The organism is Microbulbifer rhizosphaerae (assembly GCF_014191725.1).
GTDB classification, from domain to species: domain Bacteria; phylum Pseudomonadota; class Gammaproteobacteria; order Pseudomonadales; family Cellvibrionaceae; genus Microbulbifer; species Microbulbifer rhizosphaerae.
Window position 1 is genome coordinate 181,067 of sequence record NZ_JACHWZ010000004.1, and the last position, 15,430, is coordinate 196,496.

General features: G+C 54.7%; 12 protein-coding genes. 3 read left to right on the top strand and 9 right to left on the bottom strand.

Features of this window, described 5'->3' with window-relative positions; genetic code table 11:
- Positions 1 to 129 precede the first annotated feature (129 nt).
- Together FHS09_RS05645 and FHS09_RS05650 are read right to left on the bottom strand one after the other, a co-directional pair.
- Positions 130 to 2,868 (bottom strand): S8 family serine peptidase, encoded by a 2,739-nt coding sequence (locus FHS09_RS05645; RefSeq protein WP_183457615.1) that lies wholly within the window; start codon positions 2,866 to 2,868, stop codon positions 130 to 132.
- Between the two features lie 108 nt (positions 2,869 to 2,976).
- Positions 2,977 to 3,513 (bottom strand): DUF2058 domain-containing protein, encoded by a 537-nt coding sequence (locus FHS09_RS05650; protein ID WP_183457617.1) that lies wholly within the window; start codon positions 3,511 to 3,513, stop codon positions 2,977 to 2,979.
- Between the two features lie 302 nt (positions 3,514 to 3,815).
- Between FHS09_RS05650 and gndA the strand changes: the two genes are divergently transcribed.
- Entirely contained in the window at positions 3,816 to 5,342 is a 1,527-nt protein-coding gene (gndA, locus tag FHS09_RS05655) for an NADP-dependent phosphogluconate dehydrogenase (RefSeq protein ID WP_183457619.1), read from the top strand.
- A 229-nt stretch (positions 5,343 to 5,571) separates the two neighbouring features.
- Here gndA and rdgC read toward each other — a convergent pair whose 3' ends face one another.
- Entirely contained in the window at positions 5,572 to 6,564 is a 993-nt protein-coding gene (gene rdgC / locus FHS09_RS05660) for a recombination-associated protein RdgC (protein WP_183457621.1), read from the bottom strand.
- A 327-nt stretch (positions 6,565 to 6,891) separates the two neighbouring features.
- Complete coding sequence (locus FHS09_RS05665; RefSeq protein ID WP_183457623.1) at positions 6,892 to 9,249, bottom strand: TonB-dependent receptor domain-containing protein; 2,358 nt, start codon at positions 9,247 to 9,249, stop codon at positions 6,892 to 6,894.
- A 268-nt stretch (positions 9,250 to 9,517) separates the two neighbouring features.
- Here FHS09_RS05665 and FHS09_RS05670 point away from each other — a divergent pair, with 268 nt between their 5' ends.
- Positions 9,518 to 10,531, top strand: coding sequence for a WD40/YVTN/BNR-like repeat-containing protein (locus tag FHS09_RS05670; protein ID WP_183457625.1), 1,014 nt, complete (start codon positions 9,518 to 9,520; stop codon positions 10,529 to 10,531).
- A 52-nt stretch (positions 10,532 to 10,583) separates the two neighbouring features.
- A complete protein-coding gene (locus tag FHS09_RS05675) occupies positions 10,584 to 11,045 on the top strand; it encodes a YccF domain-containing protein (RefSeq protein ID WP_183457627.1) in 462 nt (153 codons plus the stop codon).
- Positions 11,046 to 11,193: 148 nt separating this feature from the next.
- Here the strand turns inward: FHS09_RS05675 and FHS09_RS05680 are convergent, their stop codons facing one another.
- The 5 genes from FHS09_RS05680 to FHS09_RS05700 form a co-directional block, all read right to left on the bottom strand.
- Positions 11,194 to 11,508, bottom strand: coding sequence for a hypothetical protein (locus tag FHS09_RS05680; RefSeq protein ID WP_183457629.1), 315 nt, complete (start codon positions 11,506 to 11,508; stop codon positions 11,194 to 11,196).
- Complete coding sequence (locus tag FHS09_RS05685; protein ID WP_183457631.1) at positions 11,501 to 12,061, bottom strand: hypothetical protein; 561 nt, start codon at positions 12,059 to 12,061, stop codon at positions 11,501 to 11,503. Before FHS09_RS05685 ends, FHS09_RS05680 begins: the two co-directional genes overlap by 8 nt.
- Before the next feature lie 298 nt (positions 12,062 to 12,359).
- Positions 12,360 to 13,493 (bottom strand): DNA cytosine methyltransferase, encoded by a 1,134-nt coding sequence (locus tag FHS09_RS05690; protein WP_183457633.1) that lies wholly within the window; start codon positions 13,491 to 13,493, stop codon positions 12,360 to 12,362.
- Positions 13,483 to 14,175, bottom strand: a complete 693-nt coding sequence (locus FHS09_RS05695; protein WP_183457635.1) for an MAE_28990/MAE_18760 family HEPN-like nuclease — start codon at positions 14,173 to 14,175, stop codon at positions 13,483 to 13,485. The genes FHS09_RS05690 and FHS09_RS05695 overlap by 11 nt, the downstream gene beginning before the upstream one ends.
- Before the next feature lie 2 nt (positions 14,176 to 14,177).
- Positions 14,178 to 15,218, bottom strand: a complete 1,041-nt coding sequence (locus FHS09_RS05700) for a DUF262 domain-containing protein (RefSeq protein ID WP_183457637.1) — start codon at positions 15,216 to 15,218, stop codon at positions 14,178 to 14,180.
- Positions 15,219 to 15,430: the final 212 nt, after the last annotated feature.

The window sequence follows — 15,430 nt, forward strand, 5'->3', positions numbered from 1 at the left end:
GGTGTCGCAAGTGGCTGCCTTGATTCATGTCAAGGCAATGGCAAGTGATGTGCTCGGATGGAGGGCCGAGGTGCGGGCGGCCGGAGGTGGGTGGGGAAGCGCTGGTGGGCGGCCAAAGGCCGCCTCGGGTTATTCAGCTTGCCGGATTTTAAGTTTGCCGATGGGCCTGCGCTGGCCGGTTTGCTCCCCACCTGTGCTGCTGGCGCTGGTTTCTGCGTCGCTGTCGCTATAGTAGCTGGCGATCAGGCTGAGGTTTTCCAGGTCCCGGTCGACGGTGACGCTGTCCTTCTGGCCGCTGGCGGGGTAGTAGCCACAAGCCTCTCCGGCTTCGCAGATGGTACCGTCGGCGTCCAGGTCGGAGCCGGCGGCAATGGCATAGTTGCCGGGCTCCACGCCGGTGAATTCGAAGGTGTATTCGCCGTTGTCGGTGGATTTGGCCAGTTGCTGCACGGTTTCGTAGTCGGATATGCCGTCGCCATCCTCGTCGGTGGCCTTAAGGAGCCGGATATACAGGTATCCGGCGTAGTTGCCGCTGGCGGTGCCGCTCATCTGCACCTGCAGGTTAACCGGCAGGTGGTAATTCTCCGTGCCGTTCATGGGGAAGACCACTTCGCTGTTGTAGATGCCGTCGGTCATATCGCTGCGATCGACGCTGACTCTGTAGGTCCCGAATCCCTTGTCGTCCACGGATACGGCTTCCACGGTGCTGATCCAAGTGGCGCCCGGCAGGGGATCGCCGGATACGGAGGCGCTCTTGGCACCGATATTGTGGATCTCCACTTCGAGTTCGATCAGGGTGGCGGAGAAGTTCAGGGTTTCCGGATCGGCGGTGATCACCGGTTCGGCGGGTTCCTGCCCCGCTGCCTGCACCGCCTTGTAGGCGTCCAGCAGGCCGTAACCGTACGCCGGATCACGCCCGGCTTCGCCCTGGTCGGTGGTGAGTTGGCCACTGGCCAGCAGCGCGTCGATATCGTCCGGAGTCAGCAGGGGGTTGACGGCTTGCATCAGCGCGAAGACGCCGCTGGCGTGGGGGCTGGCCATGGAGGTGCCCTGCAGCGAGGCGTAGCTGGGAGAGAGTTTGCCTCCTCCTTTCGTTTCATTTACGTAGGTGCTGAGGACGCCGTCGCTGAAGCCGTCGACATTGGCATCCGCGGACATGTCGCCGCCGGGGGCGGCCAGGTCCACCCAGTCGCCGAAGTTGGAATAGGGGGCCTGTTCGTTGTTGAAATCGGTGGCGCTGACGGCGATCACGCCCTCCATGGCCGCCGGATAGATGGGGATGTCGCTGCTGTCGTTGCCGGCCGCGGCCACCAGGACAACACCTTGCGCGCGGGCCTCGCTGAGGGCGTTCTGCAGGGTCTGGGAAAAGCCGGAGCCGCCGAAACTCATATTGATCACGCCGGCCTTTTGCGCGGGTACCGTGCCCGAGTCGTTGGCGAGGCCCGCGGCGTAGCGCACCGCCTGGGCCACGTCGTAGGTGCTGCCGCCGGAAATTCCCAGGACCCGCAGCGGCATCACCAGGCTGTCCCAGCCGGCGCCGCTGACCCCGCTGGTGTTGTCGGTGAGTGCACCGACAGTGCCGGCCACATGGGTGCCGTGCCAGGAGCTGCGGTTTTGCAGGGCCTGGTCGCCCGGGTCCTCCGGGTCGTCGTCGATGCCATTGCCGTCGCCGGCGCTTTCCGGGTCGCTGATAAAGTCGTAACCGGGGGTCAGTTTGCCCTCGAAGTCTGGATGCGTTTTGTAGATACCGGTATCGAGTACGGCGACCACGGTGTCGGTGCTGCCGGTGGTGATATCCCAGGCCTCGGGGAGGTGGATATTCCGATAGTGCCACTGGCGCAGATAGAGCGGATCGCTGGGGGCGCGCAGGTTGTGATAGCGGTAGTTGGGTTCCACATAGTCCACCGCCGGGTCCGCCTGGAGTTGCTTAAGTTCCATCAGCGTGCGCAGTTTGGCCAGGGTGCGGGCATTCGCATTCGGGTGTGATTTCTGTACCGGGTGCAGCCGTGGCGAGCCCGGCTCGGCGGAATCCGCCAGCCGGTAGCGGCGTAACCGGCCGTCCCGGGCCGGGCTGCCGGCCGGTTGCAGCGCCCGCTCGTTCAGGGCGGCACCTGTGGGGGGCTGTTTCCACTGAACGATCAGCTCGCCGGGTGCGAAGTCGTCGCCCACCGAGGGCGAGGCCAGCAGGCCGCGGTCGTCGTTGCTGTCGATCTTCAGGGTGTAAGCGCTGATGCCTGCTACCGCGCGAACCTCTAACAGATAGTCGCCGCTCTCCGGGACCTGAAAGGATTCGCTGCTGGTGATGCCGCCGGTGCTGGATTCGACGGGGTTGCCGGTGTCGTCCGGCCGGTAGAGGTAGAGATCCAGGTCGTTCTGCAGCGGAGACAGGGGCTGGAAGCCGTGAATGGTGAGGCGGATGCTCTGGCCGGCGGACAGGGACAGGCTGAACCAGTCTTCGCTGTCGCCCTCGGACTGGAAGCGGTGTTCCGCCTGGCCGCTGCCCTCGGCGCTGGCAAACCCGCCCAGCACCACCGGGTTGCCCAGCAACTGGGCCTCGGAGGGCTGGTTGTTGGGGACGGCTGGCGCCTGTGGGTCGTTGCTGTCGGAATCGGTGTCGCTGAAGTGTTCGGCCCTTACGGTGCCGGCTATCCGGTAGTTGGTGCTGCCGGTGTCGTCGCCGACGTCATCGCCGGGGTCTGTGGGCTGGTCGCCGCCGTCGTCACTGCCGCTGTCGTCACTGCTGCCATCGCCGCTGTCCCCCTGCTCGTTGGGAGGGGGGCTGCTGTCGCTGCTGCCCCCGCCGCCGCCACAGGCGGCCAGGACCAACAACAGCAGGCTGCATACCAAAAGGCGGGCGAGAGACTTCATAGACGGTCACGGTTCTGGTGTTTGTTGTATGCCGGTCCAGTCTGGACCAACACCGGCCAATAATCCCAAAACCGCTTCACACTCTCAAGACTGGTCGGGGAAGCCCGGCTACCACATCAGGTCGTCGGGGATCTGATAGTCGGCGTAGGGGTCGTCTTCCCCGGCCGGTGTGCTGTCCGCCGGCGGCTGGACCACGGCGGTGGGGTTGCGCTCGGCAATCTTGTCGGCGATCACCCGCGGCACCAGCTCGAACTGGTCGTCCAGCCCGACGATCACCAGCCGCCCCGCTACCAGGTGCTCCTGTAGGGCAGTCGTTACGTAGAGGGTTTTGATCTTCTTTTCAAAGGTAAAGTTGTAGGCGATATTGCCGTTGCCCTTGGGCTGCCTGTTGTTGGCGACCATCTGCTTGATCTGTGCGGCGATGGCTCTCTGTTGCGCCGCGGCCTCGCGCTCGGCATTCAGCGCCCGGTCGCGGGCCACCTTTTCGGCTCGGGCCCGCTCCGCGGCCGCCTTGGTTTCATCGACGACCGGCTGGGCGGATTTCTTCGCAACCTTGTCCTGTTTGCGCTTTTCCTTGCTGACCTGCTTGGCCTTCTTCTTGTCGACAAGGCCGGCTTTCAGCAGTTGGTCCTGGAGTGAGCTCATGGCGATTACCTGCAAAGTCCCGAGAGTCAGGCATTCTAGCCGATCTGGCGGTGGAAGTTGTATCGGCAAAAATTTTTCAGACTGGGAAGACGGAGTGAAACGTTGAATCCGGGGGCGCTGGCGGCGGCAAATAACGTGAGGTGGGTCATCGCCGGTATTTTGCACTGGGTTCGCCATTGCCTGCCCCGGTTTTGGGCCAACCGGGGCAGGTTCGGAGGCGCTCCGGTCTCCCGGGCCCTGCCGCCGGTTGGTATACTTCGCGGCCTTTTTCAACCCTCCATTTCCTGTTTCCGGAGAGATCCATGGCAGAGTCTGATTCACTGTGCGATATCGGTTTTATCGGCGCAGGGGTGATGGGCAAGAACCTGATCATGAACCTGGCGGATAACGGCTACAAAGTCTGTGCCTTCGACCTGGACCACAACCGGCTCGATGCGCTGCTGGAGCAGGATGCGCGGGAGCGCGGCGAGCGGCCGCCGCGGGTGGAGGCCTGCAGTTCCTACACCGAACTGCTGGGCCGCATCAAAGCCCCGCACCTGGTCATTCTCTCCGTGCCCGCCGGCGCGCCGGTGGACGACGTGTGCCACAAGCTCTTGGACGCCGGCCTGAAGGCCGACGACATCGTGGTGGACACCGGCAACAGCCTGTGGACCGATTCGGTGGAGCGCTGTGAGCGTTTCAAGGGCCGGCTGATTTTCTTTACCACTGCCGTCTCCGGTGGAGATGTCGGTGCGCGATTCGGCGCCTCGCTGATGCCCAGCGGCGACCGCTATGCCTGGACCCGTATCGAGCCGGTGTTGAACGCCATCGCCGCCAAGGTGGATCCGGACAGCGGACGGCCCATCGAGCGCCGCGAGCCCGGCAGGCCGGTCTCCGGGGGCGAGCCCTGCGCGGCCTATATTGGCCCCATCGGTTCCGGCCACTACGTGAAGATGGTGCACAACGGTATCGAGTACGCCGATATGCAGCTGATCTGCGAGGCCTACCACATGATGCGCAGCGCGTTGGAAATGACCCCGGCGGAGATCGCGAAAGTATTTCGCGAATGGAACCTGGGGCCGCTGAACAGCTACCTGATCGATATCAGCGCCGAGGTGCTGGCGACCGTGGATACGGATACCAAGCAGCCGCTGGTGGATGTCATTCTCGATCGCGCCGGCCAGAAGGGCACCGGATTGTGGACCGCGCTGAGCAGCCTGGAAGTGGGCTGTCCCGCGCCGAGCATCGCCGAAGCGGTCTACGCGCGCTCGCTGTCCACGCGCAAGGTGCTGCGCACGCGGGCGGCGAAGAAACTGCTGGGCCCGGATGTGGCCCCAGTGGAGCCGGCGCGCCGGGCAGAGGTGATCGAGCAGCTGCACGACGCCCTGTACTGCGCCAAGATCTGTGTTTACGCCCAGGGCTTCGACCTGATGAAACTGGCCGCGCGGGAGCAGGGCTGGCAGCTGAACTTCGCCGAGATCGCCCGCATCTGGCGCGCCGGTTGCATTATTCGCGCGGTTTTCCTGCAATCCATCAGCGATGCCTACGAGCGGGACCTGAAGCTGTCCAACCTGCTGCTGGATGATTTCTTTGCCGGGCAGATCGCCCTCAACCAGCACAACTGGCGTCGCGCGGTGGCGGATGCCAGCCTGCTCGGCATCCCGGTGCCGGCCCTGTCCTCGGCACTCAGCTACTACGACGCCTTCCGCATGGAATCTTTGCCGGCAAATCTGCTGCAGGGGCAGCGCGACTTCTTCGGCGCGCACACCTTTTCCCGCGTGGACCGCCCGGAGGAGGAAAAATATCACGTGCAGTGGAGTGAGCCGGGGCGGCCGGTGGTGGAAGTTTGATTGTAGGATGAAATGGCTGGGGCGGGCCTGCTACCGGCGGCGTTTTGCGGGACACGCCGTGAATACATCCCTGTAGGCTTGTCTGCGAGGTCCCTCTCGCAGGCAGTCCCGCAAAACGCCCCCGGCATCAGGCCCTTCGCATCACGGTTGTCATTTGGCGTAGGGTGGCACATCACTATGCTTTGTTGCCCAATCTACAAGAAGAAATGGCTTAACCTGGTACCATTTCTCAGAACACAACTTCGTCGACCTCGCCCGCAGCCTGCTCCGCTTCGCCCCGCGAGGCCTTGGCCACTATCTCCTCGACACTGGCGGTATCCGTATTGACGCCGCCGAATGCCGCCAGCAGGTCCTTGAGCAGCGCTGAAATTTCCACGGTCATCACGGAAAACTCGATATCGAAACGCTGGGCCGCATTGCCGGCGTCCGCGCTGTCGGCTTTCTCCATCACCTCGTCGCCGAACTTCAGGCGCTTGATCGCCAACTGGTCGTCGATCACAAACTCGACGCCCTCGCGCCAGACCAAACCCAGCTTGTGCACCTGCAGGCCGGCCACCAGGTGGTTGTGAATCTCTTCCGCGCACAGGTCCTGGTTCTTGCAGCGGATTACACTGCCGCTGTCCTGTGGGTCCCGCAGCTCGCACTCATGGCCGAATTCAAAATGCTGCGGCGCCTCCGGTGCGGTGAGCCAGTGGGTCATGGTCTGCTGGGGGATATTCTTCGCCGCCAGCGGCACCACCGACAGGCTGCTGATCGCCTCGCGTAGGTTTTCCAGCAGCTCCTCCGCCGCCTTGGCGGAGGAGGCATCCACCACCAGCCAGCCCTCTTTGGGGGCGATATAGGCGTACTGCAGCCGGGAGCGGGCGAACGCCTTGGGGCGCATCTCCAGCAACACCTCGTCTTTCAGGTTCTGCCGCTCCTTGCGGCCGACATTGCGGGCCTCCTTGTCCGCGATGGCCTGGGCCATCTCTTCCACCTTTTCATTCACCACCGCGGCAGGGATCACCTTTTCCTGCTTTTTGGCGCAGACCATCAGGTAACCGTTGGCGCTGTGCGCCAGCTGGCTGCCGTGGCGCCCGAGGGGAGGCACCCAGCCGTAGCGGGCGGTGTCCTGGCTGCCACAGGGCGCGAAAGTGTTGGGTTCCAGCAATTCGTGCAATTTTTCGGCAGTGAGGGCAAATTCTTTGGTGAGGCGGTAGACGCGAAGATTCTTAAACCACATTACATCGGGCCATCTGTTCTGTTTGTCGAGTGGTTGGCAATTATGCGGAATCCGGGCGTTTACAGCCAGGGAAGAGGGGCTGAAATTGCCGGGAAAAGCGGGAGTCTTTGCTGAAGGGGACGGGTTGCGAACGCCGTTTAAATTTTGATCGATCGTGAATGTCACTGTAAACATGATAAAGAGCCCACTGCATAGCAGGCTCCGGTGAAACGATTAGTAGTCGACGCCGGGTGCGAAAGAATATGTGCTGAGTTGGGTTTACTGAGCCGTAGGGTGCGCCGTGCGCACCGAACACGGTTTCTGCGGCGACACTTATTCAGAAACTCCTCAGAAGTCGATGGTGGCAGACAGAGAAGTGGTGCGCGGCGCACCGATCCAGGCACCATTGGTGACCACTGTGCCCAGGTAGTCCTCATCGAACAGGTTGTTCACCACCAGGTTCAGGTTGACGCCGCTCAGGTATTCGCCCGCACCGAACAGGTTCACGCCCAGGTAGGCGTCGGTCACCATATAGGAGTCCGCCGTCCAGGTGTTGGTGAGATCCACATAGCGGTCTCCGGTGAACTTGGTGGAGAAGCCGCCGTAGAAAATCTCCGAGTTCCAGTCCAGGCCGATGGCAAACAGCTGGTCGGCGATACCGATCACATCGTTGCCCGGCACTAAGCCCAGGGCTTCGTCCACCGCAGTGTCGCCGGTGCCGAGATAAGAGGCCTCAATCATGGTGTAGGAGGCATAGACGTTAAACGTCTCGTTGATACTGTAATTCAGCAACAGCTCGATGCCGTCGGATTCGATACCGCCCGCATTGAAGTAGGTGCCGTTGGTGCCGACCAGGTAGTCGGGGCCCGCCTCGGTATTGTTGTCCAGGAAGATGATGCGGTTCTCGAAGTCGTTCTGGAAATAGGTGGCGGTGGCGGAGAGGCTGTCGGCCTCGTAGCGCAGGCCCAGCTCGATGGTTTCGGAGGTTTCCGGCTCGATATTGTCGAGGTCGGATTCCGGGCGCTCCAGGATATTATCGCCGATTGTCTTGAAGTTCTCCGCGTAGCCGATAAATGCCTCGGTGCCTTGCAGTGGGGTTTCCCACACCAAGCCCGCGGACAGCAATACGTCTGGGTCGGAATCGATGGTCACGTCGGGAGACTCGTTGAACAGGTCTTCGCGGGATACGTCCACCAGGAACTGTTTGACACCCAGGTTCAGGGTGAGCGAGTCGATGGTCAGCGAGTCCTGCAGATACCATTTGGTGGTTTCCTGCGGGTAGCTGCGGTTGTATTGGACCCAGTAGGGGGTGGAATCGAACCCATGGCCCTGGGTCGCATCCGCGATCTTGTGCCAATCCCGGTGCTCGTCGCGGGTGGCGTCCTCGTACCAGAGGCCGCCGCGCAATTCGTTCTGCATACCGGCGATGTCGCCCGTGTGAGTAAAGTCCAGGGTCAGGCCGCTGCGCTCTTTCTCGTAGTGGGTGTGGCGGTAGGACATTACCGGAATGGCGCCGGCCGGGTAGCAGGCCGGATCGTATTCGGCGCCGGCCCGGCCGTAGATGGTTACGATATCGGATTCGCAACCGGCGTTTGGCGTCAGTGCATTGCCGCTGGCGTCCACATAGTAAAAACGCCCGGTACTCGCCCCGCTATTAGCGGTGGAACCGCCCAGGAATTCGGACTGGCCGCCGGTGCCGTCGTCGGTGACGTCCACCAGGTAGGGCGGCACCCAGTCCCCGCGACCTTCATTCGTGTGGAAATAGACTCCGCCTTCCAGGTTCAGGCTGTCGGTGACATCGACATCAAATTGTACGTAGCCCAGCAGGTTTTCCCTCAGGGTCGACCAGCCGCGGCGGTATAGCTGGTCGATATAGGGGATGCCGGTCCACTCGCCGGTCAGGAAATCGTCTTCCGGAAACTGTTCGAACTGTGCATCGGAAAAGATGCGCTGATAGTTGTCCTCGTGAATATCGTCCCAGGAGATGTAGGCCTTGATGGTGCCCGCATCCAGTGTGGTGACCAGCTTTGCGGCGAGATGCTCGCGCTCGTTCTCTGCGGTTTCGGTAATCCAATCAGTGGCCTCCTGGTTGGAATAGGAGATCCAGGCCTTGGTATTGCCGGCAAAGGTTCCGGTGTCGTAGCGGAAATACAGGCGCTGCGCATCGAATTCGCCCAGGGACACCTCGGCGCGGGTGCGGCTGTTATCCAGCGGATCGTCCGTTCTGTAGTCGATGGTGCCGCCCAGCGCCTCGTGGGAGCGGGAGGCGATATCGGAAGTGCCTTGGGACACATCCACACCGCCGATATTGGCCGGGTCTACAAAACGGTTGGCCTTGGAACCGCCGCCGTAGGCGGAACCGCCGTTGGGAATGCCGTCGATGGTGGTGCCCACCTGCTGCTCATCCAGGCTGGTGGTAAAACCGCGCACGGTGATATTGGTGGACCAGTCATCAAAACCGTAAGTATCTCCCTCGTTCACCGACACCCCCGGCAGGTTGTCGATCAGGGCGTTGACGCTGGTAATGGTGGACTGTTGCCTGATCATCGACTCGGTAACGGAACTGCTGTTAAAGGTTGTGCCGGTACCGAGCACCATGACTTCCTCCAGCTTCTGGCCATCGGTCTCCTGCGCGGACAGCGGATTGGCGGCCATAGCGGTGGCGAGGGAAATGGCGGAAGCCAGATAGGTTTTTGCGGTTTTCATTGGGATGTCCCTGATTATCTCTTTGGTAATGCGGATCAATTGGTAGTCCTGCCCGGAAGTGTCAGCGCCTGGTAATGGTTGTATTCAACTGCGCTGATTAGTCGCGGGCGTACGATGCCCCGGCGTGATGACTTGCTTTTTACGCTTTGGTGAATTTAAAGTTACGGGCATATTGATGTGTAAGGGCAGGGCGCAGGACAAGCGGGTTGCCTGTTGCGATGTCGAGTAAATAAGCGCTGGAATCTTCAACCAGCGGGAGGCTGGCCTCTTGACCCGTATCCTCTTTCTCCTGTTATTCCTTTCCTGTGCCACCAGCGCCGCCGAGCTGCCCAAATGGCAGACGATACAGCTGGAAAAGCGCGCCTCCCTGCGCGGCAGCGCCGTAGGGCCGCACAGCCTTTGGGTCAGCGGCACGGACAATACCGTCTTCAAGAGCACGGACAATGGCAAAAGCTGGCGGGATGTTTCCGTAAAACAGGAGCCGGTAACCGATTTCCGCGATATCGCCCTGTTTGACGACAAGACAGCCATGGTGATGGGTGTTGGCAGCGGGCCACAGTCGCGGCTCTACCTGACCGAAGACGGCGGCAAGTCCTGGCAGTTGCTGTATGAAAACCCTGACGAGGACGGCTTCTTCGACTCTATCGCCTTCTGGAACCGCAACCACGGCCTGCTGCTGGGAGACCCGGTGGATGGCTACTATGTGGTCATGGTGACAAAGGACGGCGGCCGTACCTGGACGCGTATCGCGAAAGACAAAATTCCACCGTTAATTCCCAACGAAGCCGCCTTCGCCGCCAGCGGCAATACCCTGATCACCGGTCCAAAAGGCAGCGCCTGGTTTACCACTGGCGGGCTTCAGGCCTCGGTCTACTCCAGCGAAGACTCCGGCCAGAGCTGGCGACGTAGCCCGGTAAACCTGCATCGGCAGACCCAGACAGCCGGTGGCTACGCACTGGCGCTGAACCGGCGCGGCCAAGTCTTTGTGATGGGCGGAGACTATCGGGACAGACCGGGTAAATACAACAACCTGGCCACGCTCACCGGCAATGGGTGGCAGAGCGCAGATAACGGCCAACGCGGCCTGCGCACGGCCATGGCCTGTGCTGACAGCATTTGTGTCGCCAGCGGCAAGACAGCCAGTGATATCTCATTCGACGATGGCGACAACTGGCAGCTACTGCCGGGGGAGGGGTTTTATACCCTGGCTGCGGGGGAAGACCTGATTCTGGGAGCGGGCACCGAAGGTCTTGTAGGAGTGCTCGCCATACCGTCAGAATAGACAGCAGGAATGAAACATTGACTGGAGAACGAGAGGGAAAAGGGAGAAATATATGCGCGCTATTGGCAACTTTTTATGGTTTATCCTGGGCGGTGTGTTTATGGGGTTGATGTGGTGGCTGGCCGGGATAATCGCCGCAATCACGATCGTCGGCATTCCCTGGGCCAAGGCCTGCTTTGTGATAGGGCAATTCACCTTCCTGCCATTTGGCCGCGAGGCGATCAGCCGTGAGGAGTTGTCGAACCAGGAGGATATAGGCACCAGCGGTCTCGGTGTACTTGGCAATATTATCTGGTTTGTATTCGGCGGCCTGTGGTTGGCGCTTGGGCATCTGTGCAGTGCGCTGTGCTGCTTTATCACCATTATCGGGATTCCGTTCGGAATCCAGCATCTGAAACTGGCCGGCATTGCCCTGTGGCCGATTGGTAAGACGATTGTGAGTAAAGAAGTTGCCGCGGCGGCGCGCAGGGCCAATGCTGAGGTGCAGGTGGCGGGGATTCGTAGATCTGTTTAATCCGAAGGAAATTCCCGGAACTATCAGAGAGAAGGATCTCGCGGCAAAACCTGCGGGGATGTATTCTCAGGATACATCCCGGAAACTTCCACTAGGCATAAGGCCCACCAGGATTTAGGGCTATGCTTTCGTAGTTCTCGGTAACGAATTATCGTTGGTCAGCAGCGAGGTTCCAATGGTCCTCAAACCCATTTCTTACCATATAGCCGTAAACCTTATTGAAAAGTTTGTGCATCCAAAATTCAATATCAGAAATACCTTCTATGGTTTTTCCGTTGCTGTTGTCGTCTATTGCCATGTCAGTCATTTCCCAAAAACCGTCAATAACAGCCTTTGCCTCTTCCGGAGAGGTGACATCTTTCAAAGATGCCATAAAATCAATCAGCAATTGGTTGCCTACTTTTTTGGCATAATATACAGCCAATGTTTGAGCGTTCTTTGTGTTTTCATTAAATTCAAGCATCTTTGTATGCCTCTAAAGATAAATCATCTATTGTAGTCATTCTTTGTGCAATCCATTTTAATTTAAATACCAAGTCGGAAATTTTCATATCTTTTGTAATGGTGAGCAAATAGTGTTCAGGGTTGTCTGGGTCTTGAACGAATTCCATATCTTTTGGAATTGCTTCGTTATTTTCCAATATCCAATAAGCACAATTTATTTTTGTCCCTTTCTTTTGAAACCCTCCCAGGAACTTCATTGTGTTTACGGCGTGCTTCATTGTGGCGGAAAAAGATAGTCCATGCTCAGGGCTTGCCAGTACCCAATTCGGGTCTGATTTGGAAATTTTGTAATCACACTCGCGAACACCCTCAAAAATCTCCCCTTTTCCATGGTGGCCTTGCTTATATAAAGTCGGTTCATTTGGGTCGATCACGGTGCGAAAGACAATACCAAGGTGACTTCCACTTAGTTTTCTATGTTCGACTATTAGCTTGTTAATTTTATCTTCTAAGTTCTCTAAAATTTTTAGCTGATTTATAAAAACTTTCTTTTTGTCCTTTTTCTTGCCCATACTGCTCATCCTTAATTCTTCGATGAATTCGGAATTTTATCTTAGAATCCACTATCCAATAAGAGTTGTGGGGTAATATTGGCGCAACAATCAACTTGTAAATAAGCTGAGTCAGAGTAAAGCCTTGAGGTCTAAATTTTTTAGGCAGTTAATAGCTATTTTTGTCTTTTTCAATGGCAATTTCCCTAGTTTGATTGAGAGCAAATGCGATCGGAACTAAAACTAATAACTGTTTTTGCTAAATAATTCTACGGTAAAATCTTACTCTAGCCCCAATTATTATTCTCTCTCCATCCCCTCAGGAATGGTTAAAGAAGTGGTTGCATATAGTGTACGTTAACTGAGGTGGTACAGAGTTTGCGATCATCTGCCTAAGCTCAGTGATTAAAGACACTTTTGAGAAGCTAAAAGAATCAGGAAAACCTTGAATTCTAGCTGCTTCACGTGAATTTATTGTTCTTCTTTCAGTAGGATGTATGTATCTTCCTTGTCCCATGGATCCATAACCTGAGGTAAGCGTTTGTGCTGGTTTGTCGTATTTTAGTCTTCCATATGACGATTTGTATGAGTGCGTCTTATCTTTATGACATGAGGGCCTTAACTCATTTGGTAAATCGTAAAGATTGTTCTCAAATAGAAATTTGACACGTTCAATATTATCTTTCGATAACTTCCCTGTTTGGAACATCATGGAATTTTCTGGTTCTATATCTGAGATGAAATCTTCTAGAGTTGGGATTTGTATTCGTTTGTTAGTTGGCGTTAAAGATTCGCAAAATTCTTTATTTTTTGACGCAACTAAAACATGGCGTTTTCTAGACTGGGGGATTCCCAAATCTAGAAAGTTAACATTAAGGTGTTTTACGTGATAGCCAATCTTTTTTAGATTCTCTTCCGTGGTTTGAACTACCCCCTCAGTTGAATGCACGACAGTTGGTACATTTTCAATAATTATTAGATTTGGATTGAATATATCTACAGCTCTTAAGCAGGCCAAATAGAGGTTGTTTCTGGGGTCTTTTCTTCTTGTTGAATTGTTTAGGTTCGAATGGCCTTGACAGGGTGGTCCTCCAACTAATATATCAATTTTTCCAACTTTCTTTTGAAGTGTCCGCTCATTTTCGGTTAATCCGGACTTGCATTCAATGTTGATAATATCGAGAATATTTTTATTTATTATCGAGTTTTTTTCATGGGGAATGTTTTCTTCATAAACTTTGAGCGGGGCTTTATTTGAATCAATAGCTAGTGCGCATATAGATTTTGATTTATTCTTTAGTGATGATTGATGTATTCCATAGGATAGACCTCCGCATCCTGCGAACAAATCAATAAATCTAATTTCTCTTTTTGGTTTACGTGAAGGGGTAAGCTTTGGATTTTTTATCCAGCTAAGCGCTTCATATTTGTCTAAAAATATCTCATGCTGCATATTGTGTTCTTTCTAAGTACTTCTTCACGTTTTTTAATGAGCTTCTTAAATAAACTACAGTTTGCTTCTTGATTCTTATGATATCTTGAATCGAGTATTCCTGGCCGCAATCTGCAAAGCCTATATTTCCATGGGCTAAAGAATTCCTTTTATCTTTGACCGTCTTTAGTTCTCCTCCATCGACGGCTCGGTAGTGGACTTTGGTTGGTATTTGATGTAGTAAAAAAATTTCTCTGATTCTTCTGGCGTCAAGATTTCCACTTATTTGAAGTTCTTTGGGATCCAGGAAAATTGGGTTTGATGCTAAAATGTTGCCAACCATCTCTTTGACAAGTTTCAAGTAGCTGCTGTGATTACTTGATAGTGGGTCGATTTTCTTCCTGAAGTTTTGTGCAATCCATATCTCTTTTACACAAGCTTTAAAGCTAGCTAGGTCATGGTTTTCTGCGTTAATTTTTTCGTAAAGTGTCGCTAGCGAATCTCTGATAGAAGACTCTACAAGGTTGTATAGCATTAAGAAACATGAAGCCTTCATAGTCTTTATGGCAATGTTTTCGATTCGCTTTGGTCTTTTACCTTGTCTGTGAATTCTTGCATCCGGTTCTGAAATTAGCTCAATAAGTTTTAGGTATTCGTCGATCTCTTGGGTTCTTTCTTCGAATTTTTCTAAAATGCTATCCATGATCAATCCTTTAAGAGTTGCTCCTTTACATATTCGACTCGCCCCCGCAATTTGGGACCAGAATTGCTAGCATGGGTTGTGGTATGTTTTTGGAATTCCTCAGAATTAAGCCAGTTCATATTTTTAGGGACTAAATGTGGGTTTTCTCTCAAAGCCAAATTAGTCCCAACTGCAATGGCTTCAAATCGTACTCTAGGAGTACTCTTGGAGTTCTTGGTTTTTGCAAAGCCAGCGGGAAAATACCTATCTACAAACTCGACCATTCTTTCGAACTCTGTTTTTAGGGTTGCATGATCGAAGTTGTCTTCATTCTTGGATAGGTACTTGTCTAAAAAATTTCCGACATCATGCTTGAACTCTTTGTAAGAGTTGGAGTAGGCAAAGAATCTTAAAGTAAGCTCTTCTCGTTCTCTTCTATTAGCCAGGCCTTTACTAACAGGGCATAGTTCAATGAATTTTTCATTCTTTGAGCATTCTATAATAAACTGTAAAAATGGAGAGTCATAATTTCCTCTTCGGATTTCACTTGGCCGAGCCTTGACTGATCCAGTATTTATGCGATGGAAAATTTCTTGCCGCCTTGATTCTGAGGTGGAGTCCTCAAGGATTACCATTCTTAAAGCTTTTGTATTAAATTTTCTTTGTTGAGAAGGTGATAAATCATAGTAAGTGAAGTCATCCAATGCTGTGAGTATCTTTAGACTCTTTAGGGTTAGGTCGCCATTTCGGAACTGTTCTAAAGTTTGAATCCTTTGGGCCCCATCTACAATTTCTAAGCGTCCATCATCTAAATCTGCTACAAACATCATGGGTATTGGTAAGCCTAGAAGAACAGACTCTATAAAGTCGACTCTGTGCTTTTCCGGCCAAATAAACTCCCGCTGATAATCAGGAATAAAAAAGAGATCGTTACGGAATTCTTGGACTATGTAATCAATCGTGAAATCACGAAGATCATACTTTGTTTCTTTTTGTTGCTCCTTGATTTGGAGTTCAGCATTCGCTTTAGCTTCTTCGGTTATTTCCTTTTTTCTTTTAGCCATAGTTAAATTCCCAATGGGCTGTGATTTTGGGTTCTCTGTATATTTTTTGTTCGTTTTCTGCTGGTTGGATGCTTCAAGACGCGAGCCAGACCTCCAGCCTACAGTGGGAAAGGCCTTTCATAAATTTTAAATATAAATACAGGTAAATGGTATCGTATTAGTTTTCTCATGGAAGACTTGACAAGGGCTGGAAAACCTGTAAGGGGGTTAAG